We start from the raw sequence: 22,856 nt of genomic DNA on the forward strand, positions 1-22,856 counted from the left end.
CGCTATTGGTGAAGTTTCTGTTGATGTCCCAGAAGGAAAAATGAAATTCCTTCGTGAACAAGGCTATGTGAACAAAGAATTAATTTTAGGAATCCGTCCGGAGGATTTCCACAATGAACAAGTATTCATTGATTCCTCCAGAGGAACAAAAGTAGATGCCACAATTGAGGTAGCTGAATTAATGGGAGCAGAAACAATGCTTTACTCACAAGTAAACGGGCAAGTATTTGTAGCACGGGTTGACTCTCGAACTGATATTCAACCTGGACAAAAGCTTGAATTAGCTCTAGACATGAATAAAGCCCATTTCTTTGATAATGAAACAACACTGAGGATTCGTCCAGCTGATGAAAACCTAGAAGAACGCAAGGAATTGCCTATCAGTGACAAGCAAAAGGTGAGCGGGGAAAAGGTTGCTCTTTAACCTTTATGATCATCACTTATGACCTCTGGGTCAGTGCCACATGAAGCTGATCAACTAACAATATTCGTCTCTCTGTTCTAGGTATAAGCTGAAAAAGTTACAGGCGGCTTGTACAGCCAAACACATGATAAGAACTTCCTGAATGCTCCTCCTTGCCTTCATTTTCACTTTAAGGCGGTCAGGAGCTTAAGTTAGTATTCCGCTACTTTAAGCTAATCTTTCGAAAATAGGTGGAACTATGTGAAGACCTGCTATCATTAACCTAAAAATGATAGCAAGTCTTTTTTTTACTACTCTTGAATTGTTTGCGTTTCCTCATGTAAGCAGTTTTTGCAATAATAATAATGAACACATTGATGTTCTTCCAGCGAAGTTAAAACCCCATCAAAAAGCTTCATCGAATCTATTTCCATATATGCGCTGTAATCATCCAAATAGTCTGTAATCTTTCCCTGATCAGTCATAATCGTCCCGCAGTTTGGACATAATATTTCGCGATGATGTTCAAATCCATTACAAAGCGGACACATTATCATTTGTTATCACCTTCAACTCTTTGGTCGCTTCTAGCTTTTCCTCAAGCAAACACAATTATGAAATTGACAGGTCAAATTATAATGATAAAAATTACCAATTGATATTCCTGCATAGTTTTTCGGACGACATTCCATAATACATAATACAAAGGGAAAAAAGACTTTTCGATCAATGGGTTAGGCCTAGTGGCACCTGAATTTTTTCAAAAAGAAAATTCTTTCGCTGGTGCAAGTCCAGCTAACCCAACCAAAAAACATTACATCTTGAGGAGTTGACAAAACATGGCTCAAAGCAAACGCAGTTCAAACCAATTAGTAGTACCTGGTGCATCTCAAGCGATTGACCAAATGAAATATGAAATCGCTACTGAGTTTGGTGTAAACTTAGGTGCAGAAACTACTTCACGTGCGAATGGATCTGTTGGTGGCGAGATTACTAAACGTTTAGTATCTATGGCTCAACAATCTATGGGCGGAGGACAGTTCTAATTTACACAATTTCATATTATGGATTTGAGACGCCTAATAATAGGCGTCTCTTTTTTTGAGGCTCAGAGCCTCTATAATGATGAGATTGATTGATGACTGCTTGAACCTAGAATATTTGTTTGTTGTATCTACTCCCGAATTGGCGGGAGTATATGTAAATCAAGGAGGTAGTATTTTTGTCAGACCAAACTGAGATAAAGCAATTATATGATACACTTGATCAGACATTTAAAGCTGTTGAAAAGGCTCAAGGTTATTCAAATCCTCAAAAGTATCAAGAAGCAGAGCAGCAGCTTGCCTATGCTCAGCAGCTTGTTCTAGCAAAACAACAAGCAAACAATTTACCACCCGATGAGCATCATAAGCTGTCCCTAATGTTAGAAAGGCTGAGACACCTGCAGGAGATCCAATCTTCTATTCAACAACAATAATACTTATTTGAGGTGTTTCATGTTGACCAAATCCCTTACGAATTGACTGAAAATCTAACAACATAAAAACGGCTGGAAGTCCTTTTATTGAAAGTCATGGTTATGATGAAATGTCTTGTTAATAAAGAAGGAATAAACAATGTCACACCTTATATAAGGTAAAATATAGGATAGATAAAGCAGAACTTTTTCAGCTTTATCTATCCTTTTTTGTACTATATATGACCTCATTTACTACCACTTGTTGAATAACTTTATAAGTATAATTACCTTTTATTTTCATTTTAACTAAAAAAGGAAAAAACAGGAATAGAAAATAAAGATTTTTTCATAAACGTTTCCTCCTTTTGCTATGTTAAAAGGTCCTCATTGAATATAAAAAACTCCGCCTCAATTTAAATGTGACATATATTCAAATGCTGTTGTTCCATATACGCTTTTAAAGTGTTTATTTAAATGGGTTAAATCTACAAAACCGCATTCAGCTACTGCTGAATGAATATCTCTATTTTTTTCTATTATCTGCTTTGCATGTTCTATCTTGCAGTTAAGAAAGTATTGGTAGGGTGAAATTCCAGTGTGCGCCTTGAATAATCGGATAAACTGAAATTTCGATAAATTAAACTCTATACTTATCTCATCAAGTTTAGGTATATTTTCTAAATTGGTATGAAGCATCTCCTTTGCTTTTCTAATTAGAGCGTTATCTTTCTTATATTTTGTAGAAAAATTTGTTTGAATAAGGCAATCCGTGAGGGATAAGAATAATTCACTGCACAATGCCTCATCTTTTTCGCTTAATATTGCATTAGAAAGACTTAATATTCTTTGTTCAAGTCTATTATCATACACAATAGGAGTTGAAAACCGTACGATATCCTTTTTCTGGGTAGCCTCTAAAAGCAATTGCGGCTCAATATATAACATCACATAATCAAGGCCTGTCTTATCATGTGCCATTCCGTCATGTGCCTGTTCTGGATTAAAAAGCATAACACCATTTTGATAGGATAATTGTAAACTGCCATCCAAGTTATACTGTTGGATACCACGCAAGGTTACCCCTATTGCATACTCCTTGTGAGAGTGCTTTTTATATGTAAAATCAGTAATACTAGCTGACAAGGCAGTAATACCTGCCGATTTTTTATAGATAAATTTGTCCATTTCATTCACCTCTCAATTCGCTTACCTACATCCATATCATGATTGCAGCATAAACTAAAAACAATGCCATCATTACATTCACAATTTTTTTATGTTTCTGTAAAAACGCCTTGAAGATCGTACCGAAAAGTACCCATGTAATAAATGCTAAAAATCCAATTACAGTAATAGCTATAACACTTATTGTAACCGCAGGCATTGAGACATAGTAGGGCATAATATAGGTAGGGATTACAGTCATTGTAAATACTACCACCTTTGGATTTAAAAACTGCATAAGAAAGCCTGACATAAACGTACCAGTTTGGTTTACAGGTGGTTTTGATGAATCCATTTTGGAAATTTGATAAGCGAGATACAACATATAAAAGCTTCCGAATATCTGCATTATAATTAAAATGTTGGGTAATATCGTAACAAGTATGGTATTCAACATAGCAGAAGCAGCTAGTAATAAACCAAAAGCAATAGTTGCTCCGTACGTATATTCTATTGCCTTTTTTGTCCCAGAATTATGCACTGTGGATAATATGACGATATTAGTAGGACCTGGTGTAAAGGTAACAATAAAACAGTAAAAGACAAAAGATGTAATACTCATGAGGAAAACTCCTTTCGAGGTATTCTCATATAAATATACATCTTAAAATTAAATGGCTATAGTATATTGTTGCAGAAACTCTCCCCAAGTATTATTTGAATGTTCTTTAAAGATAACAGCTTTTAGGTATTAGATACATATGAAAAAAAAGTTACTTCAGTGGGTTGTTGTGGTAGTTAATGAGGTCATTTAGAAGTCTTATAACCAAAAAAGTACACCGCTATATATAAGTGATGTACTTAACTTTATTATATTTTGTAACATGAATGACAACCGTATATTCCCAAAATCAAAATCTATATTCACTTGTCTTTAATTTTACAGAGTTCAGCCGCATTTATAACCTATCCTCTTGTATTTCCTAAAATGGTCAGTACTCATGTTAACCTGCAAGTGAGGTTTGATTCCCCTGCTGCAATTTGTACATTTGAAAATACTTCCCTTTTTGCTTCATTAATTCATCGTGACTTCCTCTTTCAACAATTTCACCGTGATCTAATACAAGAATCTGATCTGCATTTTTTATTGTCGATAAGCGATGAGCAATGATAAATGTAGTTCTGCCTTTCTTCAAGACCTCAAGTGCTTCTTGAATAACAGCCTCTGTTTCAGTATCAATACTCGCGGTTGCCTCATCCAGAATAAGGATCGCTGGATCAAAAGCCAAAGCCCTCGCAAAAGAAATTAGCTGACGTTGTCCTGATGAAAGTGTGCTTCCTTTTTCAATGACCGGCTCATCAAATCCTTTCGGCAAATGCTTCAGCAGCTCCTCTGCCCCAACATCCTTTAAAGCCTTTTCGATCTGCTCTTTAGATATCTTTTCATGATCAAGACTTACATTGGATGCAATCGTTCCTGTAAACAAATATGGGTCCTGCAATACAATTCCCATGTGCTGCCTGACTTGCTGACGTGACATGTCTTGAATATTTGTTCCATCTATCGTGATTTGTCCTTTTTGCACATCGTAAAACCGAAACAGCAAATTCATGATGGAACTTTTGCCGGAGCCCGTATGCCCTACAAGGGCAACGGTTTCTCCCTGTATTGCTTGAAACGAAATATTTTTCAATACTGGTTCGTTTTCATTGTAGCCAAATGTGACATCATCAAAAGTAACATTCCCTTTATAACGAGATATCTGCTCATCATTTACGTTAGTTCCTTTTTCAGCAAGCAGTTTAAAGACACGCTCTGATGCAACACGAGCCTGTTCTAATTGGGCAAACTGATTAACAATGCCCGTAATTGGCTGGAATAAACGATTTAAATAATCTACGAACGCATATAAAACCCCTAAAGAAATGGCCGTATTTGCTGTTAAGGAAGCTCCGCCAAAGTACCAAATTAATGCTACAAAAGCTAGATTCCGTAAAAAACCAACCATATTGTGAGACATAAGTGAATTCAAGCTTAATAATTTATTTTGATAATGGAAATGTGATTCATTCAGCTCTTCAAACTCTTTCTTCGTCTCATTCTTTCTTCGAAATGCTTGAATAATCGTCATACCTTGAATCGATTCATTAATCATGGCATTCAAGTCACTTACTAACGAGCGAATTTTGTGATTATACTCGGAAGCAAACTTTCGATAAATAATCGACCAAACAGCCAAGATCGGCAAGATGACCATACAAATGAACGCCAGCTTAACCTCTAATAAAAATAGAGCAATAAAAATCCCAGTAATGTAGATCGCACTTGTAAAGAATGTAGCTAAAACAGCAACATAAAGCTCACGAATTGCTTCCGTATCGTTCGTAATCCGGGCGACTACTTTTCCAGCCGGTAAATTATCAAAGTATTTAATAGGTAACCGTTGAATATGCTCAAACACATCCTGCCTCATCTTCTGGATAATCCTGTTGGCAGTAACTTGCAGGTAATAATGCTGCCCATAATGAAAAAACGATGAGATGACAAGCATACCAAAATAAATTGCTATTAATTGAAGCAGTCCAGGAATTTCCGGCTTGTAAAACGCGAACAATTGATTATTCGTTAATTGGTTTACATTGTTGTAAACGGCAATTTCTTCACCGCGTTCAATAATGATTTTGCCGTTATTTACTTTTCTTTCACCATCAAATGAAAGATCCTGAGGAATAAAATAATACTCCCTTTCAACTTGGATAATTCTTGCAACATCACCTTTTTCTTCACCAGGTGAAAAGTGATCACTTCTTTTATACCAGGAGTCTTGATAATTTACAGCCTTTGGGCCTTCTTTTGCTTCATACCATCTGCTTTCGATTCCCAGAATATGATCATCTATCATCTTCTTGGCAATGAGAGGACCCATTAGTTCTGCTCCAACTGCTACTGCAAGCATAAGAAGAGCTGCAATCAAGGTCCTTTTATATTGAAGTGCATAATTTAACAATTTACGTCCTGTTCCCATTATGCACTCACCCCGCCTTCATTTTGCATTTCTATTTGCTGTCGTTCATATTGTTCCCGATACCAGCCATCTTGTGAAACAAGGATCTCATGTGTACCTTCTTGAATAATTTTCCCATCATCTAAAACAAGAATGTGGTCTGCATGCTCAACAGCTGATAATCGGTGCGTTGTAATAAATGTGGTTTTACCTGCTCTCTCCCGGCGGATATTATCAATAATAGCCTTCTCTGTTTTTGCATCCACCGCTGATAGCGAATCATCCAAAATCAAGATTTCCGGGGCTGTAAGAAGAGCTCTTGCAATCGATATTCTTTGTTTTTGACCGCCAGATAAAGCCACCCCTTTTTCTCCTACTAGTGTATTTAGGCCATCTGGCAGCATTTCCAGATCTTTTCTAAAAAAAGCAGAATCAATAGCTTCATAAAGCTGTTTTTCCGTTCCCTCTTTATTTCCAAAAAGAATATTTTCTTGAACAGTTCTTGAGAATAAGATGTGATCCTGGGGAACGTAACCAATCCAGCTTTGAAGTGTTTCCAGCGGAATTTTATCAATAGGAACACCTGAAATCGAGATTTCGCCTGAGCCTACAGGATACTGTCTCAGCATTTGCTTGATAATTGTTGTTTTTCCACTCCCAGTCTTTCCTACAATTCCAATTGTATGACCACGCTCTACTTGCAAAGACACATTGGTTAAGTTCTGAACTGTTGAGGAAGGATATTGAAAAGATACATTATCAAACACGATATTCTTAGGATTCTCAACGGCAACTGTCTCTTTATCAAAAACATCAGGTTCATAGGCTAATGTTTCATTTACCCGATCAAGTGAAGCATTTCCGCGCTGCATAATGTTGATCAGCTCACCAATAGCAAACATTGGCCAAATCATCATTCCTAAGTAAACATTAAATGAAACAAGTTCACCAAGGGTAATTTCATTATTGAAAACCAAGTAGGCGCCATATCCAAGTCCGATTAAATAACTAATGCCAACAAGCAGTTTAATCGTCGGTTCAAACAGAGCATCTATAAGTGCCACCTTCACATTTTTTTGATACACATCTTCCGTCATTTTGTTGAAACGGGAAATATCTGCTTTTTCCTGTACATAGGCACGAATGACTCTTACACCTTGAACAGATTCGAGTACCTGATCATTCAAATTCCCAAATGAATTCTGAGCTTCTGTATAGCGCTGATGAATCTTTTTTCCGTAAATATTCATCGCAATTGCCATCAGAGGAAGAGGCAAAATAGCTGCAAATGTTAGCTTCCAGCTAATTAAGATTCCCATCGTAAAAAGGATGGTAAGCATAAACATTGTTGAATCGACAAGTGTTAAAATACCAAATCCTGTTGTTAAGGATATGGCTTTTAAATCATTTGTAGCTCGTGCCATTAAGTCACCTGTCCGATTTTTTTCATAAAAAGCCGGTGTCATTCGAAGCAATTGTCCCATAAACTTCGTTCGCAGGATCTTCTCGACTAAATGAGCTCCACCGAAAAGGCTGTACATCCAATAATACGTTATTATATAAACAATTATCCCCAGACCTATAAACAGCACAATGTACCAAGTCATCATCTCTTTCGTCAAAGTTCCCATTTGAATACTATCAATAACTGTGCCTAGTAATTTAGGCGGGATAATCTCTAAAATACTTACCAAAAGCAATAATATAATCGCAATTGTATAGCGAAGCCAATATTCTTTAAAAAACCATTTAAGTTTCCCTAAAACTGAGAACATATTCTACCCATCTCCTACTCTTTTCATTTGTTCCGTTAGCCGCTCTCGAGAACTCCCGGTTTATACATTTCACTGCTCACAATGATTTTCAGCATGAAAAATCCTCCTTCAAACTAAGAAATATAATCTGAAATAGAAAAAGGCACACCACTTGTGCAGCATGCCTTTTACTAATAAATAAAAAGGCACAAACCACGTGTATTAAGGTATACGTGACCTGTGCCTAGGTTAAAAAAAGAGTACATTCGCTCTAACTGATCATACCAATTTTAGGAGCAGTCACGTTTATTTTCAAAGTTTTCGTTGTGCTGAATGTCTTAACTTGTTTCATAACGTAACCCTCCTTTACCATTAATTAGAATATTCTTCCTATGTTAGGTTACAACGATATCAACTTTTTGTCAATTATAACTTTTTAGAATTTTTCTTCCATTTAAATGGAGAGCTCAGGGTTTTCCTTTTTAACTTTCTTTCTTCTTTTCCCTAATCTATCTAACAGTTCATACACAACAGGGACAACTACCAAGGTAAGAATTGTTGAGACAGTCAAACCTCCGATTACGACAACCGCCAAGCTTTTCGAAACAACACTTCCTGCTTCAGCCGTTCCGAATAATAGCGGAAGCATTGCCACAATGGTTGTAACCGCAGTCATGATAATAGGGCGCAGCCTCGTTCCGCCTGCTTCTAAAAGAGCTTCTCTAGTATCCATGCCTTTCTCTCGATTTTGTTGTACTCTTTCGACTAAAACAATTGCATTCGTTACAACTATTCCGATTAGCATAAGTGCTCCGATCAGGGCATTGATGTCAACCGGGGTTCTAGTCACGATTAAGCCTGCTATTCCCCCAACTGCTGCTAATGGAAGGGAGAAAAGAATAGCAAACGGTGCTTTTGCTTGACCAAAAGTAATGACCATAATGAGATAGACAATAAAGATCGCAATTCCCATTATTTTAAAGAGGTCCATGAAGCTTTCCTGCATCGATTCTGTTGCGCCTGCGAGCTCCACGTTCGCTCCAGCAGGCAGTTCAACTCCGGCAATCATTTTATTAATATCGTTTCCAACCGCACGGATATCTTCAGCAACAATTACTGCTGTCATCTTGATCGTTTCTTTTCCCTTTTTATGATAAATTTGCGTTTTTATCTCTTCTTCGTTTATAGCAGCAACCTCACCTAAACGAACTGGTCCGGCAGCTGGAGATGACACATAGAGGTCAAGGAGCTCATTCTCTTCCTTATACTCATCCTTTTCAAATTTTAGAACAGCCTGGAGCTTCTCATCTTCAATAGTCATCTCACCAGCTAGAGTTTTGTTTAAATAAGAATGGACTTCCTGCCCGACTTGGTTTGGAGACAGTCCAAATTTAGATGCCTTCTCCTGTTCAACGTTCACAACCCATTCTTTTTTTAATTCTTCATAATTGCTTTTCACTTTTTCTAACCCATCAATCTTTTTTAATTCAGCTAATACGATAGCTCCAGCTTCCACCAAATCTTCTTGGTTAGCTGCTGTTACATTTAACTCTGTATTGCTTCCACCGCCAAAGCTTCCGAATGAAAATAAGGAAGCCTCCAGTTCTGCAGGAGCATATTTCTTCGAATCTTTTTTTAACTTTTCAATGAATTCCTTGACATTTTTTCCTTTTTCAAAAATCATGCCGATTGTTGCTTCGTTCCCCTTCGCAGCTGTCCCGTATTTTGCATCCTCAGTTGCAGTCCCCATGCGGAAAAAGGTATCGATTACTTTATCTTCTGTTATTAATTGCTTTTCAAGCTCTGCTGCTTTTTCCTTTGCTAAAACCGGATCATAATCAGCCGGGAAGCTCATAACGACATTTAAGTAGGATTCATCCTCTGAGTTAACATTTGCTTGTGGAATCGCTGCAAAAGCGAAAATAGAACCGACGAAAATAAGGAAAGACGCAACTAAAATGATCCATTTATGATTTAGAGACCAGCCTAAAATAGATAAATATTTGCGTGGAGCCCTAGTTTCCTTTTGTTTTATCTTTTTTAAAAGAACAAAACTCATTAAAGGTACAACCGTTAATGCTACTAAAAGGGATCCAAGAATGGAATAAACTACAGCTAGTACAAGTGGTATTGTAAATTCCCCTATTCCCCCAGATATGAGACCTATTGGCAAAAATACAGCAATTGTCGTTAAGGTGGAAGAGGTAATTGCTCCAGCCACTTCTTTCGTAGCAGAAATAACCACTTCTTTAGACATTCCCTCGCCTTGGATCCGCCTGTAAATATTCTCAATGACGACTATGCTATCATCTACAAGCCTTCCGACAGCTACTGCTAAACCGCCTAAAGTCAAAATATTTAATGTAATATTTGATAGATCCAGCAAAAATAATGTAATTAAAATGGAGAGAGGGATACTAATGACAGCTATAATAGTTGTTTTAAAGCTTCGCAGGAAGAACAATAGAATAATAGTCGCAGCAACAGCTCCAAGTCCTACTTCCTTTGCCATCCCAAGAACTGCATTTTCCACGTCTTCTCCCGTATTTGTTATCACTCGGACATCGTATTGTTCTGTATATTGGTCATTTATCTCTTTTGTTTTTTCTACTAATTTTTTTCCGATATCGACCGCATTAGCGTTTGCTTCTTTCATTATTACCAAGATGAGAGAAGGATTGCCATTAAGACGTGATTCTGCTTCATAAAATTGTTCAACCTTTACGTCTCCTATATCCTTTAGCTTTGTTTCTTGATTAAGCGAAATATTTTCTATTTGCGAGATATCTTCTACTTCACCAAGCACTCTTACTGCATTTGAGCTTCCTTCAATTGAAATCTCTCCTGCGGGGATAGAAGCATTTTGTGATTGTAGACTCATCATAACCTGCTGGGCAGAAACCTTCTTTTCTTTCATTTGATCAGCATTTAACGTAACAGCAAGCTCTGCAGAAGACTTTCCATATAGGCTTATACTTGAAACCCCGTCAATGTCTTCGAATTGCTGCATAATCTCTTGATCTATGACTTTTTCATCATTACTAGTGAAACCTTTATCTGATTCTATCGCTATTTGAGCTATCGGAATCATGGAAGTATTCAGCTGTGAGACGATTGGCTTCATCATTCCCTGCGGCAGCTGAATTTGGTTGACTAGTTTCTCAACCTCTCTGGCAGCTTCCTTCATTTCTGCTTCAGAGGTATACATTAAGTCAATTTGGGAGAAGCCTTCACTTGTTGAAGAGGTAATCACATCAAGGTGCGTAACATTTTTAAGCTCACTCTCAAGAGGAGTCGTCACCTCTTCCGTCATCGTTTCAGCATCCATTCCTTGACCAAAAGTAGAAACTGTAATCATAGGATTATCTACACTTGGCAGAAGCTCCATAGGGAGGCGAGTGCTGGAGTACGCCCCTAAAATTGTAACTAGAAACACCATTATAATCACTGCTGCACGGTTCTTTAAAGAAAACTTTGTAAATATTGACATGGTCATTTCCTCCGATTATTCAAAATAAATGAAATCACAAGAACTAATATATACCAATAATGAGTAAAAATATGTTAATTTTTTGTAAATTATATAACTTTTGTACTAATCATTACTAAAAAAAATGCTTCTATTTTCCATTACACATGTCTAAAAGCACGATAAATATACAGGATGATTCGATTTTCATCTGATAAAGCTTTGAACAGGTCTTTAATGGACACATTTTTTCGACCTCAAACAGAAATAAATATTTAAGTAATTACTTAATTAATTATATTGTAATTTATTTTTTGAAAAAGTAAAGTCTTTTCCATAATAAATGGGTAATTTTTTCTCTAACAAAAAAGACAGGGATTTTTTCCTTCGTGCTTATTAAAAAAATTTGTGAAACTGTAGTAGTAAACAAAAAAAGCACCAGATACTTTTTTTAGTACCTGGCACCCTTTCATTTATCGTCTGCTAATCAACAGTAACTGCTGTACCATAAGCTATAATCTCTGAAGCATTTTGCATCACAGCAGATGTTTCCAAACGAAGATTGATAATTGCATTTGCCCCTTTTGTTTTAGCATCTTCTACCATTCTGCCAATTGCTTTTTGCCTCGCTTCATCCATCATTTCTGTATACTCCTTGATCTCTCCCCCAACGATTGTCTTGAAGCCAGCCATTATATCCTTTCCGATGTGCTTGGATTGAACGGTGCTGCCTCTCACAAACCCTTTTAATTCTTTAATTTCTTTTCCTGGAATAAAATCAGTAGTCACGATAATCATTGTTTTCATCCTCCTTCTTCTCCTTCAATCTACTCTTTATAAGCAATAAAACTAAAGCGATCACTCCCAAGAAGCTAATTATAAAAAGACCTATTGATACCGGCCAATAGATAAAAAGAAAGATGTACCCAGCTATTTGAGCAAATAGCGCGCCGCTCAAAACGATATAATGAAGTTTCATTTTCGTCTCCTTTTTTCCCCTATTCCTCCTTTAAATATATCCCCTTAATTGAAAAATAGAAATATTTTCCCTTCTTTTCCCTCAATTATAGATAAATTATACCATTTCCGAATTACTTTTTTATATCTTTAGACCTATTTCTAAGTAAGTTAGTTTGAGTTTCAAAAAAATAAGGTATTTGTTTTGTATCAGCCAGTGGTTCAACATAAAAGGAGGAATTAGTGATGAGTGAAATGGTTTCTTCGAAGTTGCTAATAGAAAATATGTTATCAATGAATCAAATTATGGAATTGAACCAAATTGCAAAGCAATATGAAGGTAATATTTATCTATACACACATAATAAAAGTATAATCGACGTAGGAAAATTGCCTTCTTTAATAGCTTTTTTCTTAACGGTCAAAGCTGGTTGCAGTATTAAGTGCATCATTGACGGGCAAAATACGAACACTGTTTTAGAAAACCTTCGTGAAGTGCTGCAACCTGAAAATCATCACCGCTTAAAAACTGTTTTATTTAATTCCGATTTAAAAATGAAAGTCTGACTACCTTACTTAAAATAAATTAAAAAATGGAGGTAATTATTTATGATTAGAACAATTTTAATGGTTATCGGTGCAATCGTTGTGATTGGATGGATTATTAGCATGCTTGGATAGCCGCATTAGAACTAATCGTCAATGAAGGATTAAGATCCCTCACTGATAGATTAGTTCTTTTTTTACTTCTTCTTATTATAATCTCTAATCGTCTTAGCTATTGAGAACAAAAGAATAATAAACACGATCCCTGCGAAAAAAAATACACTCCAAATATCGATTTTGTGAACCTCCTCAATAAAGAAAATGACCATTTTTGTTTATGACCGGTTTCTATTTTCTCAAATTTTATCATAACAACGAAAAGCGCAAGGCGCCCGCCTATCGGCGACAAGCACAAGACGATCCGGCATGAAGGTTGTTCTTTAACCTTCTTGACGGATAACTAACTTTAATACGTTAATACTTTAATCTTCTTAAACTTTCTTAAACTTTCTGAAACCACAACGAAAAGCTGAAGCGCCTTGGTCAGCCTAGCACAAACACTCGGGCGTGCTTCACAGAAGGCGTTTTTTCCTGTCTTTGGAGATTGACTTATATCTTAAGGCAGGTTGGGCGCTGCAGCTAAACAACAACAGCTCACTTTAACCCATTAGCACTTAAATCATTTTAAAACTTTCTTACCCTATTATAAAAAACAGGAAGAATAATCCTCCTGTTTTTCAGCCTAATAATAGAAAATCATCGAACCGATTAATCTTCCCTCTCTTTTCCCTTACCTTTCTCCTTCTGTTTATCTTTTCTTTTTTCTAGCCATTTATCTCTTTCTTTTTTCATGTCTCTTTGTCTTTCTTTCGCATAATCCCAATTTTCTTCCTCATTATCGTAAGTTATGGCATTTGAACTTAATGGCTTTCTCATCGCGGGAAGGTAAAAGCGTTGTGGTTCTTTCCCTTCTAGAGCAGCTTGCATAACCTCCTTATAAATTGGAACGGCTGTTGCTCCACTCGAAGTATTCAAGTAGTGTTCCTTGTCTGTTTGATCATACCCAAGCCAAAGTGCTCCCACTACATTTGGCGTAAAACCGACGACCCATTGATCCTTTACTCCATCAACCGCAGGGTCAGGGTGCTGAGTTGAACCTGTTTTGGCTGCGAGGTCCCAACCACCATCAAGTTTAGCTTTTTTACCGGTTCCTTCATTGACTACTCCCATCATCATATAAGTGATTTTGTTTGCAACCTCTTTTGATGTTACCTCTTTTTGCTTGCCTTCCCATTCTCCTATCACATTGCCATCTTTGTCCACAATCTTTTCGATTGCATGTGCTTCAGACTTCTTTCCCTCATTCGGGAATGTTGTGTATGCCTCTGCAAGATCAATTGGAGCAATTCCTTTGTCAAATCCGCCTAGAGCCAAGCCTAGGTTTCTATCATTTTCTGTTATAGGCAAATCAAACCGCTCCACAGCGTCTATCCCTGCGCTTATACCAATTTCATTTAAAGTCCAAACTGCAGGAATGTTATACGAATTTATAAACGCTTCATACATGGAAACCGTGCCATGAAAGGATCCATCAAAATTTTTCGGTTTATACCCATTAAAATCTATTGGCTCATCTTTTAATGGAGTGTTCATTTCAAAACCTTTTTCAAGTGCAGGTGTATAAGCAGCAAGAGGCTTCATAGTAGAGCCTGGCTGTCTGGAAAGCTGTGTGGCATGATTAAACTCCCTGAAGGAGTGATCTCCTCGGCCTCCAACAAGAGCTCTTATTCCTCCAGTTTTGGGATCCATCAGAATACCGCCGCCTTCAACTTGCTGCTTAGCCCCACCTTCAGGGAAAAGTTCATCTCTCTTAAAAACAGTTTCTGCCGCTCCCTGCATGTCCTGATCAAGGCTGGTATAAATTTTTAAACCTCTTGTTAGAATTTCATTTTGAGTCAATCCATACCGCTCAATCGCTTCTTCCATAATATAATCCACATAAGACGGATATCTTCCTTTATAAGGATCAAGCTCCTCTTTTTCCAGAGTGACCTTTTCCTTCTTGATCTCCACCAGGTCACTCTTTGATAGAAGCCCTTGTTTATTCATCAATGATAATACAACATTACGGCGTTCAAGAGATTTCTCATAATGTTTGATCGGAGAATAATGAGTAGGTGCTTTAATTAGCCCGACAAGGATCGCTGATTCATTTACTGAAAGCCCCTGTACATCTTTAGCAAAGTAAACCTTCGCTGCTTTCTTAAGCCCCCAGGCCCCTTCTCCAAAATATACGTTGTTAAGATACATTTCTAAAATTTCTTCTTTTGAATATTCACGTTCAATTTTTTGCGAAATAAAGTATTCTTTGAACTTTCGTAAATACGTTTGATCTTGCGTCAATAAAGAGTTTTTGGCAAGCTGTTGGGTTAAAGTACTTCCTCCCTCAACAATTCCGCCAGCCAAAACATTATTTACAGCGGCTCTGGTAATGCCAAAATAATCTATCCCATTATGCTCGTAAAATTTTTGATCCTCAGTCGCTACGAGGGCGTCAATAAAGTGCTGCGGCACATCTTTAACATTGACCGATTCAGTATGACCGGAACCGATTCTGCTCGCTAATTCATTATTTTGGTCATAAATCGTTGTTGGATTAGCGCTTATTTTTTCTAATTTTCCAATATTCTGCGAAGCAATGAGTGAATTGTGAACAATAAAAAACAAAGCTCCAAAACCAAAAAAGAGAATTACGATTTTAATTAAAATTCCCTTTGTTAAAATTTTCTCTTTCCGTTCAGATCTAGTTGTCTCTTCCATATTAACCCCCAGCATCAGAGTAAGCTTTACTCATTCGTACTTACCCTTTTTTTACAGAGCTTAATCAAGTAGTCCTAGATAATACGTGAAGCACTATTTCTTTTTGGGGGAAAGAAAAAGGTTTAAATTTCTGAAAAAGGGTATAGATAAATAAAAGTTATATTCACTGCCTTTATTGCAGCATGTGACAAAGTCTATCACTTCCAGATATTACTATAAAGTTTTTACTATGAGGTGAGACTTATAAGCAATCAGCGATTCACCGCTTGCCTTATCTCAAAGGTCTTCAATATGTTAATTGTAAAAATATTCTAGAAAAGAGCCTAAAGAAAGGATGATTTCAAATGAAACGCTTTTCTCATTTACTGGTTGCCTTTGACGGAAAAGAGGATAGTAAAGAAGCATTAAAATTAGCAATTAACCTAAGCAAACAGCTTAACGCTGTTATAACTGTAGCGCATGTATTTAAACGCAAAGTTGTTGATGCAACCGATGAAAGCCTTCAATACATGCCTAGGGCAGGATATACGGCTGGCGGCTTACAAAATTATCCGCCTCCTATGGCCAGCCAAACAAGCTTTGATGAAGAAAGAAAGCCTGTTGTTTATGAGGATGGTGCTGAAGAAATTGTAGCAGAAGCTAGAATGATATTGGAAGAGAACAATTCAACAGCAAACATAAAAATATTAGATGGAGATCCTGTTGATGAGATCACCAGCTTCGCTTCTGAAGAAAATGTTGATTTAATTGTAATGGGCAGCCGGGACATCTCCGGACTAAAGAAGCTATTATTTGGAAGCGTTAGCGAAAAGGTATCACATCAAACACCAATACCTGTATTAATCGCCAAATAGTGGAGAGCTTTTCCCAGCTCTTCACTTTTTTATTGTTAAAACCTCAATAAGATCAGTGCAATTTTTTTGAACTATTAATCTAAAAGCCTCTAATTATCATTAAAACTACCACAGTTGAACATTCTAGAATAAACAATTCGATTAAAAGTGAATGGAGTGAAAGCATGATTGACAAATGGTATTGATATGTTAGAATACTTTTGTACACAAAAGCGTTTAAGTATTGAAGGAGATTTAACAAAATGTCTAACAGCAAAAGGTTATCCTTTTTAGATTCTTTAATTATATTGATATCAATATTAACCATTATTTTTATAAGCTTGTTTTATTTAAAAGTGGAGCCCCACCTTCCCTTGTTTCTTGCGGTCATCACTGCTGCTTTATATGGCAGATTCAAGGGGTTTAAGTGGGGGGATTTGGAAAACGGAATTGTTACAGGTATTCAGAAGGGTGTTCAGCCCATCATTATTCTCGCGCTAATCGGAATGCTGATTGCTGCTTGGATGTACAGCGGTACTATACCGACTGTCATTGCGGCTTCACTAAAACTTATAAAGCCAGAATATTTATTAATAACAGCTCTTTTTAGCTGTACGATTATTTCCACACTTGTTGGAAGTTCATTTACAACGATTAGTACAATCGGCGTGGCATTAATGGGTGTGGCCATTGCAGCAAATGTACCTTTAACTTGGGCTGCCGGTGCCATTATTTGCGGTGCTTGCTTTGGTGATAAAATGTCTCCAATGTCAGATACAACTAATTTTGCTTCCGGTGTAGTCCGGGTCAATATCTTTTCTCATATTAAACATATGACAGGTACTACCGTTCCAAGCTTTCTAATCACAGCAGGTATTTTTTGGTATCTTGGAAGCTCTTTGCAAATCAGCGAGACTTCGGCCAAAAATATAACAGAAATAACTAATGTCATCGAAAGCGAGCTAACAATAAGCGGCTGGACCTTCCTTTCTCCGATTCTTGTCATTGCGATGGCCATTATGAGGATTCCTGTTATCCCAGCCTTAGTCACTGGTATTTTAACGGCTTATGTGACAACTGCTATTTTACAGGACGGTGCGCAAATAAGCTCGTTTTTAACAATTTTACAGTCGGGGACTTCCTTTGACTTAGCAAATGAGCAAGCCGCCAGCATGTTAAACCGCGGCGGGCTGCAATCGATGATGTGGTCCATTTCCTTGATTATGATTGCTTTTGCACTCGGAGGACTCCTTGACAAGCTTGGAGTTATTCAAAGATTACTCGAAGGCTTCATAAATGGAATTCGGTCAAAAGGGCAGCTCGTCTTAACTACAGCCCTTTCATCGATTGGAGTGAATCTGCTTACAGGTGAACAATACTTGTCTATTTTGATTCCAGGACAATCCTTGAAAGAGGCTTATGAAATATTTCAGGTGAAGCTCGAGGACCTTTCCCGGACACTTGAGGATGCCGGAACATTGATTAACCCACTCATTCCATGGGGCGTGAGCGGCGCCTTTTTTGCTAAGACTCTTGGAGTTGATGTGATTGAATATTTACCATTTGCATTTTTCCTATATTTATCACCGCTATTTACGATTCTATTAGGATTTTTAGTTAGGAAAAAATCTCTGGACGAAAACAGCACTCTTTCTTATTAAAATGATCAAGAGCGTCTATCTTATGTCACCTTTCATAAGTAGACGCTTTTATTATTGAAAAGGATCATTTTCTTTACTAAGTTTTGTGTCTGGCTCCAGGCGCTATCGGCTTGAAATTACAAGAAGATTGATGGATGGATGGATTACGTCTTCTTTGTTTTATTCATATAAACCTAACAGTACACCAGCTCTTCTTTTTACCATTTCTTGCAATTCCACCGGTTTAATCACCTTTAATACCGGTCCAAAGGCAAATAATTGTCTTGATAGGAAGGGCAGTTCTCCCGCAGGAATTTTTCCTGCCCACACGGTTTGCTTCTCCTAATGGGCATTCATTAGAAAAGAATTTATAAATCAGGGATAAATACATGAACTTACCTGACAAGAATTGTCAGGTAAGTTGTTTTATCATGTAGGTATCAATTAATCCATATGAGAAGAAGGAGGAAATTTAGAATGAAGCATCCCACATTAAAAATGTACGATTACCATGTATGGGCAAATGAAGTACTAATTAATCGGTTAAAAGAACTTCCTCATGACATTTATCATAAGGAAATTCTGAGTGGTTTTTCTTCAGTATCAAAGGTGCTGTCTCACATTTACCTTGTTGATTTAGGATGGTTTGATATTATATCAGGTAAAAGCATGAATGAAGCTATGGTGTCTGCTGATCAATTAAGGGAACAAGTTGAAACAAAAAGTCTTGAGAAAATGGAAACCCTATTTTTAAACTTATCCGAGAGATATAAATCCCTTTTCAAGCAAGTGGGTGTTGAAAAGTTACTTGTGGTTGATAATCCATATGCTGGGTTGCTCGAAACTTCTCTTTCTGAATCGGTTCTACACGTAGTCACACACGGATCCTATCACCGTGGCAATATAGCCACCATGCTGAGGCAAATGGGTCACACCTCTGTTATGCAAGATTTTGGACTTTACCTATATTCTAAATAAACAGAGAAATTTTATTTATAACATATCCGTCATATTCAGGCTGGTGGCTTATCTTCTTAAGAAAAAACAGCTCTTCATTTAACGGGGCTTTACTTTGGTACTGCCTTCTTTTTTTCTTTGCTTCAGAGGCTTGGCGTTTCTTTGGTCACAAGCCAATCCTGCCAAAAAGACAAAGACTGCCTTTTCGGAAGGATGTTCAAGGCGTTCCTACTTTGCTTTTTTCTGATTCAATTTTTCCAAGAAAAAGAGATTGTAATTTACGAGTAATAGGACCTGGCTCTCCATTGCCAATCATCGTATTGTCTGCTTCTACAACTGGCACAACCTCAATTGTTGTGGATGTAATAAATGCCTCGTCCGCATTCTTTAGATCTTCAAGTGTTACAGATTTTTCCTCTAATTTAAATGAGCCTTCTTTTATGATTTCCATTAATTTAAGTCTTGTGATTCCATTTAAAATCAAATTTGTTGCAGGATGAGTGTAGATAACACCATCTTTAACTAAATAAAAATTAGTAGAAGACCCCTCTGTAATCGTTCCATTCCGGTGCAGGAGAGCTTCAAATGCTCCATTTTCTTTCGCCTCTTGCTTTGCCATGACATTCCCCAATAAATTCAAGCTTTTTATATCACAGCGAAGCCATCTTACATCTTCGACTAATTTTACTTTTACTCCATGTAACTGCTCCTTTTCAGGCCGTCTGCTTGGAAGTGGATAAGCTGTCAACATTGTTTTTGTTCCCACTGGGAAATTGTGCTGCCGCGGCGATATTCCTCTTGTGAGCTGAAGATAAATCCCTCCATCCTCAACATCATTTTTCAGGACTAAATCTTTTAATAATGATTCCAATTTTTCGACACTATAAGATAGCTCCATTTTTAATTCGTTTGCACTTCTTTCAAAACGCTCTAAATGTTCCCTTAAAGTAAAAAACTGTCCATTATAGACTCGAATGACCTCGTAAACGCCATCTCCAAATTGATAACCGCGATCTTCAAGATCAATCTTCACATGATCTCTGTCAACCAATTGATCCTCGTATAAAATTTTCAAGCAGTTCTCCTCCTTTTGAATTTTCTTTCCCTCATTATGACACAAGTTGAGCAAGAAATTGACCATAATTTTTTCGACAAATGAAAAGTAATAGTTGAATTTTCAGCGCTTGTCCTTTATCATTTAGCTATACATAAAATACTATATGTTGTATTATATAAACTATAAACATACTATATATTGATATACCATAAGTGTCGGTGCCTTTAAGGCTTAAATGGGAATTTGGTGGAAAACCAGAACTGCCCCCGCAACTGTAAGTGTGACGAACTGAGACAGCCACTGTACACATCTTATGTATGGGAAGGACTCACAGTAGAATGAAGCACAAGTCAGGAGACCTGCCTTTCACTTAATAAAAGTTTCAAATTCTTCGGGGATTGAGGAGATGAAACGATGGTAAAAGAGCTTATTAAGTACTTTTATTATCGTTTGATCCGCTCATTTCTTGAGTGGATTTTTTATTTTTTTGAAGGGGCGATTTCTATGTTAACAAAAAATAGAGAAACAATCATCCAAAATGAATTAACAAAAGAAAATGTTGGACCATTTATTGATGAAATTGCAAAAAACTACCCGCAGCTTGACACCCTTGCATATAAAACTAAAATGGTAGAATCTATTCAAAAACAGCCAAATGCGAATACAACTGAAAAAATTATCAACCTTCTTATTTTGGAAGGACTTGCAAACATTTCAGAATTAGAGCCGGATTGGACGTATTTTTGCGCGAGCATTTATTTAGAAAATCTTTATCATGACGCCTCCAAAAATCGAAACTATCAAGACAAAAAATACGGTTCCTTTTATCAATTATTAACACACCTTCAGCAGGAAGGCATTTATTCAAGCGAGATCCTTGATGGATATTCTAAAGAGGAAATTGATTTATTTGAAACATTCATTGATCCTTCTAAAGACAAGCTCTTTACTTATATCGGACTAAGAACTTTAGCTGACCGTTATTTATCAAAAGATTACAAGAAGAAGATTTATGAACTTCCGCAAGAACGATTCATGATTATCGCCATGACCTTAATGAATCATGAAGAGAAAGAAAAACGGACCAAGCTTGTAAAAGAAGCTTACTGGGCGTTAAGCAATCTGTATATGACTGTGGCCACCCCTACTTTAACAAACGCAGGAAAATCTTACGGCCAATTATCAAGCTGTTTTATTGATACCGTGGATGATAGCCTGCAAGGGATCTATGATAGCAACACAGATATTGCCAACCTGTCTAAATCCGGCGGCGGCATCGGGACTTATTTAGGAAAAATCAGAAGCCGAGGCAGTGATATTAAAGGGTTTAAGGGGGTATCCTCAGGTGTGATTCCATGGATGAAACAGTTGAACAATACAGCAGTCAGCGTTGACCAGCTAGGCCAGCGGAAAGGAGCAATCGCTGTCTACCTTGATGTATGGCATAAGGATATCTTCTCTTTTCTCGATGCAAAATTAAATAACGGTGATGAGCGGCTGCGGACTCATGATTTGTTTACTGGCGTTTGCTTGCCTGATTTATTTATGGAACAGGTAGAAGCCCGTGCTGACTGGTATCTATTCGACCCGCATGAGGTACGAAAATTGATGGGTTACAGTTTAGAAGATTACTATGATGAAGAAAAAGGACACGGGAGCTTCCGTCAAAAATATTGGGAGTGTGTGAACCATCCCCACCTTTCCAAGGAAAAAGTACCTGCAATTGATATTATGAAGCGGATCATGATTAGTCAATTGGAATCAGGCACACCTTATATGTTTTACCGTGATGAAGTGAACCGGAAAAATACTAATATTCATCAAGGTATGGTTTATTGCAGCAATCTTTGTACAGAGATCACGCAAAATCAAAGTGCTACAACTGTTGAGGAGCAGTATACAGAGGATGGAAAGATTATAACAGTAAAAACACCTGGTGATTTTGTTGTTTGCAATTTGTCTTCTATCAACCTTGCTAGAGCTGTGACAAGTGATGTTTTAGAAAGACTCATTCCTATTCAAGTCCGTATGCTTGATAACGTTATTGATCTAAATGACATCCCTGTCCTGCAGGCTAAACTAACAAATGCGAAATATCGGTCAATAGGGCTCGGTACCTTTGGTTTTCACCATCTTCTTGCTCTAAAAGGCATCAAATGGGAAAGCAAGGAAGCGGTAGAATTCACTGATGCTCTTTATGAGAAGATCGCTTATTTAACAATTTCTGCAAGCCATGAATTAGCAAAAGAAAAGGGTGCTTATGCCCAGTTTGAAGGGTCTGATTGGCAAACAGGCCATTATTTTGAAAAGAGAAACTATCAATCTTCAAGCAGTGATTTAAATTGGGATGAGTTAAAAACGGAAGTTGCTGAGCATGGGGTCCGCAATGGGTACTTAATGGCCGTCGCCCCAAATGCATCAACATCTATTATTGCAGGAAGCACGGCAAGCATTGATCCTATTTTCCAAAAAGTGTACTCAGAAGAAAAAAAGGATTTCAAAATTCCTGTAACAGCGCCAGATCTCAACAGTGAAACAACTTGGTATTATAAGTCTGCTTATTTTATTGACCAAATCTGGAGCATTGAACAAAACAAGGCAAGACAACGCCATATCGACCAGTCGATTTCATTTAATTTCTATGTACAAAACTCAATAAAAGCAAAGGATTTATTAAACCTGCATTTATCTGCATGGAAGTCTGACTTGAAAACGACATACTATGTCCGCTCGACTTCAAGCTTAATTGAAGATTGTGACTCTTGCGCAAGCTAAGGAGTGAATGAATGAAT

Annotated in this window: 19 protein-coding genes and 1 riboswitch; of the genes, 8 read left to right on the forward strand and 11 right to left on the reverse strand. The window is 37.2% G+C overall.

Going from position 1 to position 22,856, the window contains the following annotated elements:
* Positions 1-424: TOBE domain-containing protein (locus tag IC621_RS24685; protein WP_191162501.1), on the forward strand; the 424-nt coding region annotated here is incomplete at its 5' end.
* A gap of 290 nt (positions 425-714) precedes the next feature.
* Here the strand turns inward: IC621_RS24685 and IC621_RS24690 are convergent.
* Positions 715-960 carry a hypothetical protein gene (locus IC621_RS24690; RefSeq protein WP_191162503.1) on the reverse strand — a complete coding sequence of 82 codons (246 nt, stop codon included), beginning with the start codon at positions 958-960 and terminating at the stop codon, positions 715-717.
* Positions 961-1,242: 282 nt separating this feature from the next.
* Here IC621_RS24690 and IC621_RS24695 point away from each other — a divergent pair, with 282 nt between their 5' ends.
* Together IC621_RS24695 and IC621_RS24700 are read left to right on the forward strand one after the other, a co-directional pair.
* Complete coding sequence (locus tag IC621_RS24695) at positions 1,243-1,449, forward strand: alpha/beta-type small acid-soluble spore protein (protein WP_191162505.1); 207 nt, start codon at positions 1,243-1,245, stop codon at positions 1,447-1,449.
* A 176-nt stretch (positions 1,450-1,625) separates the two neighbouring features.
* Positions 1,626-1,880, forward strand: a complete 255-nt coding sequence (locus tag IC621_RS24700; RefSeq protein WP_191162507.1) for a hypothetical protein — start codon at positions 1,626-1,628, stop codon at positions 1,878-1,880.
* A 390-nt stretch (positions 1,881-2,270) separates the two neighbouring features.
* Here the strand turns inward: IC621_RS24700 and IC621_RS24705 are convergent, their stop codons facing one another.
* The 7 genes from IC621_RS24705 to IC621_RS24735 all read right to left on the reverse strand — a co-directional run bounded on the left by IC621_RS24705 (position 2,271) and on the right by IC621_RS24735 (position 12,233).
* Positions 2,271-3,047 (reverse strand): AraC family transcriptional regulator, encoded by a 777-nt coding sequence (locus tag IC621_RS24705; protein ID WP_191162509.1) that lies wholly within the window; start codon positions 3,045-3,047, stop codon positions 2,271-2,273.
* A gap of 25 nt (positions 3,048-3,072) precedes the next feature.
* Positions 3,073-3,648, reverse strand: coding sequence for a LysE family translocator (locus IC621_RS24710; protein WP_191162511.1), 576 nt, complete (start codon positions 3,646-3,648; stop codon positions 3,073-3,075).
* Between the two features lie 382 nt (positions 3,649-4,030).
* Positions 4,031-6,052, reverse strand: a complete 2,022-nt coding sequence (locus IC621_RS24715; protein ID WP_191162513.1) for an ABC transporter ATP-binding protein — start codon at positions 6,050-6,052, stop codon at positions 4,031-4,033.
* Positions 6,052-7,806, reverse strand: coding sequence for an ABC transporter ATP-binding protein (locus tag IC621_RS24720; RefSeq protein WP_191162515.1), 1,755 nt, complete (start codon positions 7,804-7,806; stop codon positions 6,052-6,054). The genes IC621_RS24715 and IC621_RS24720 overlap by 1 nt, the downstream gene beginning before the upstream one ends.
* 433 nt (positions 7,807-8,239) lie before the next feature.
* Complete coding sequence (locus IC621_RS24725) at positions 8,240-11,275, reverse strand: efflux RND transporter permease subunit (protein ID WP_191162517.1); 3,036 nt, start codon at positions 11,273-11,275, stop codon at positions 8,240-8,242.
* 462 nt (positions 11,276-11,737) lie between these two features.
* The gene (locus tag IC621_RS24730) at positions 11,738-12,052 is read right to left on the reverse strand and encodes a YbjQ family protein (RefSeq protein ID WP_191162543.1); all 315 of its coding nucleotides are present in this window, start codon (positions 12,050-12,052) and stop codon (positions 11,738-11,740) included.
* Complete coding sequence (locus tag IC621_RS24735; protein WP_191162519.1) at positions 12,033-12,233, reverse strand: hypothetical protein; 201 nt, start codon at positions 12,231-12,233, stop codon at positions 12,033-12,035. Before IC621_RS24735 ends, IC621_RS24730 begins: the two co-directional genes overlap by 20 nt.
* A 224-nt stretch (positions 12,234-12,457) precedes the next feature.
* Between IC621_RS24735 and IC621_RS24740 the strand changes: the two genes are divergently transcribed.
* A complete protein-coding gene (locus IC621_RS24740) occupies positions 12,458-12,778 on the forward strand; it encodes a hypothetical protein (protein WP_191162521.1) in 321 nt (106 codons plus the stop codon).
* Positions 12,779-13,525: 747 nt separating this feature from the next.
* On the opposite strand, the gene IC621_RS24745 is transcribed toward IC621_RS24740, so the two are convergent.
* Positions 13,526-15,577 carry a transglycosylase domain-containing protein gene (locus IC621_RS24745; protein ID WP_224752801.1) on the reverse strand — a complete coding sequence of 684 codons (2,052 nt, stop codon included), beginning with the start codon at positions 15,575-15,577 and terminating at the stop codon, positions 13,526-13,528.
* 344 nt (positions 15,578-15,921) lie between these two features.
* Here IC621_RS24745 and IC621_RS24750 point away from each other — a divergent pair, with 344 nt between their 5' ends.
* Together IC621_RS24750 and nhaC are read left to right on the forward strand one after the other, a co-directional pair.
* A complete protein-coding gene (locus tag IC621_RS24750; RefSeq protein WP_191162525.1) occupies positions 15,922-16,431 on the forward strand; it encodes a universal stress protein in 510 nt (169 codons plus the stop codon).
* A 242-nt stretch (positions 16,432-16,673) separates the two neighbouring features.
* Entirely contained in the window at positions 16,674-18,071 is a 1,398-nt protein-coding gene (gene nhaC / locus IC621_RS24755; protein WP_191162528.1) for a Na+/H+ antiporter NhaC, read from the forward strand.
* Positions 18,072-18,230: 159 nt separating this feature from the next.
* Here nhaC and IC621_RS24760 read toward each other — a convergent pair whose 3' ends face one another.
* A complete protein-coding gene (locus IC621_RS24760; protein WP_191162530.1) occupies positions 18,231-18,380 on the reverse strand; it encodes a WCX domain-containing protein in 150 nt (49 codons plus the stop codon).
* A gap of 147 nt (positions 18,381-18,527) precedes the next feature.
* Here IC621_RS24760 and IC621_RS24765 point away from each other — a divergent pair, with 147 nt between their 5' ends.
* Entirely contained in the window at positions 18,528-19,028 is a 501-nt protein-coding gene (locus tag IC621_RS24765; RefSeq protein WP_191162532.1) for a DinB family protein, read from the forward strand.
* 196 nt (positions 19,029-19,224) lie between these two features.
* On the opposite strand, the gene dat is transcribed toward IC621_RS24765, so the two are convergent.
* Positions 19,225-20,082 carry a D-amino-acid transaminase gene (dat, locus tag IC621_RS24770; protein WP_191162534.1) on the reverse strand — a complete coding sequence of 286 codons (858 nt, stop codon included), beginning with the start codon at positions 20,080-20,082 and terminating at the stop codon, positions 19,225-19,227.
* Positions 20,083-20,264: 182 nt separating this feature from the next.
* Positions 20,265-20,445, forward strand: a riboswitch (cobalamin riboswitch).
* Positions 20,446-20,568: 123 nt separating this feature from the next.
* Between dat and IC621_RS24775 the strand changes: the two genes are divergently transcribed.
* Positions 20,569-22,839, forward strand: coding sequence for a ribonucleoside-diphosphate reductase subunit alpha (locus tag IC621_RS24775; RefSeq protein WP_191162546.1), 2,271 nt, complete (start codon positions 20,569-20,571; stop codon positions 22,837-22,839).
* The last annotated feature ends 17 nt before the right edge of the window (positions 22,840-22,856 follow it).

Origin of the sequence: Metabacillus arenae, from assembly GCF_014773385.1 — a bacterium.
Classification (GTDB): Bacteria; Bacillota; Bacilli; order Bacillales; family Bacillaceae; genus Metabacillus_D; species Metabacillus_D arenae.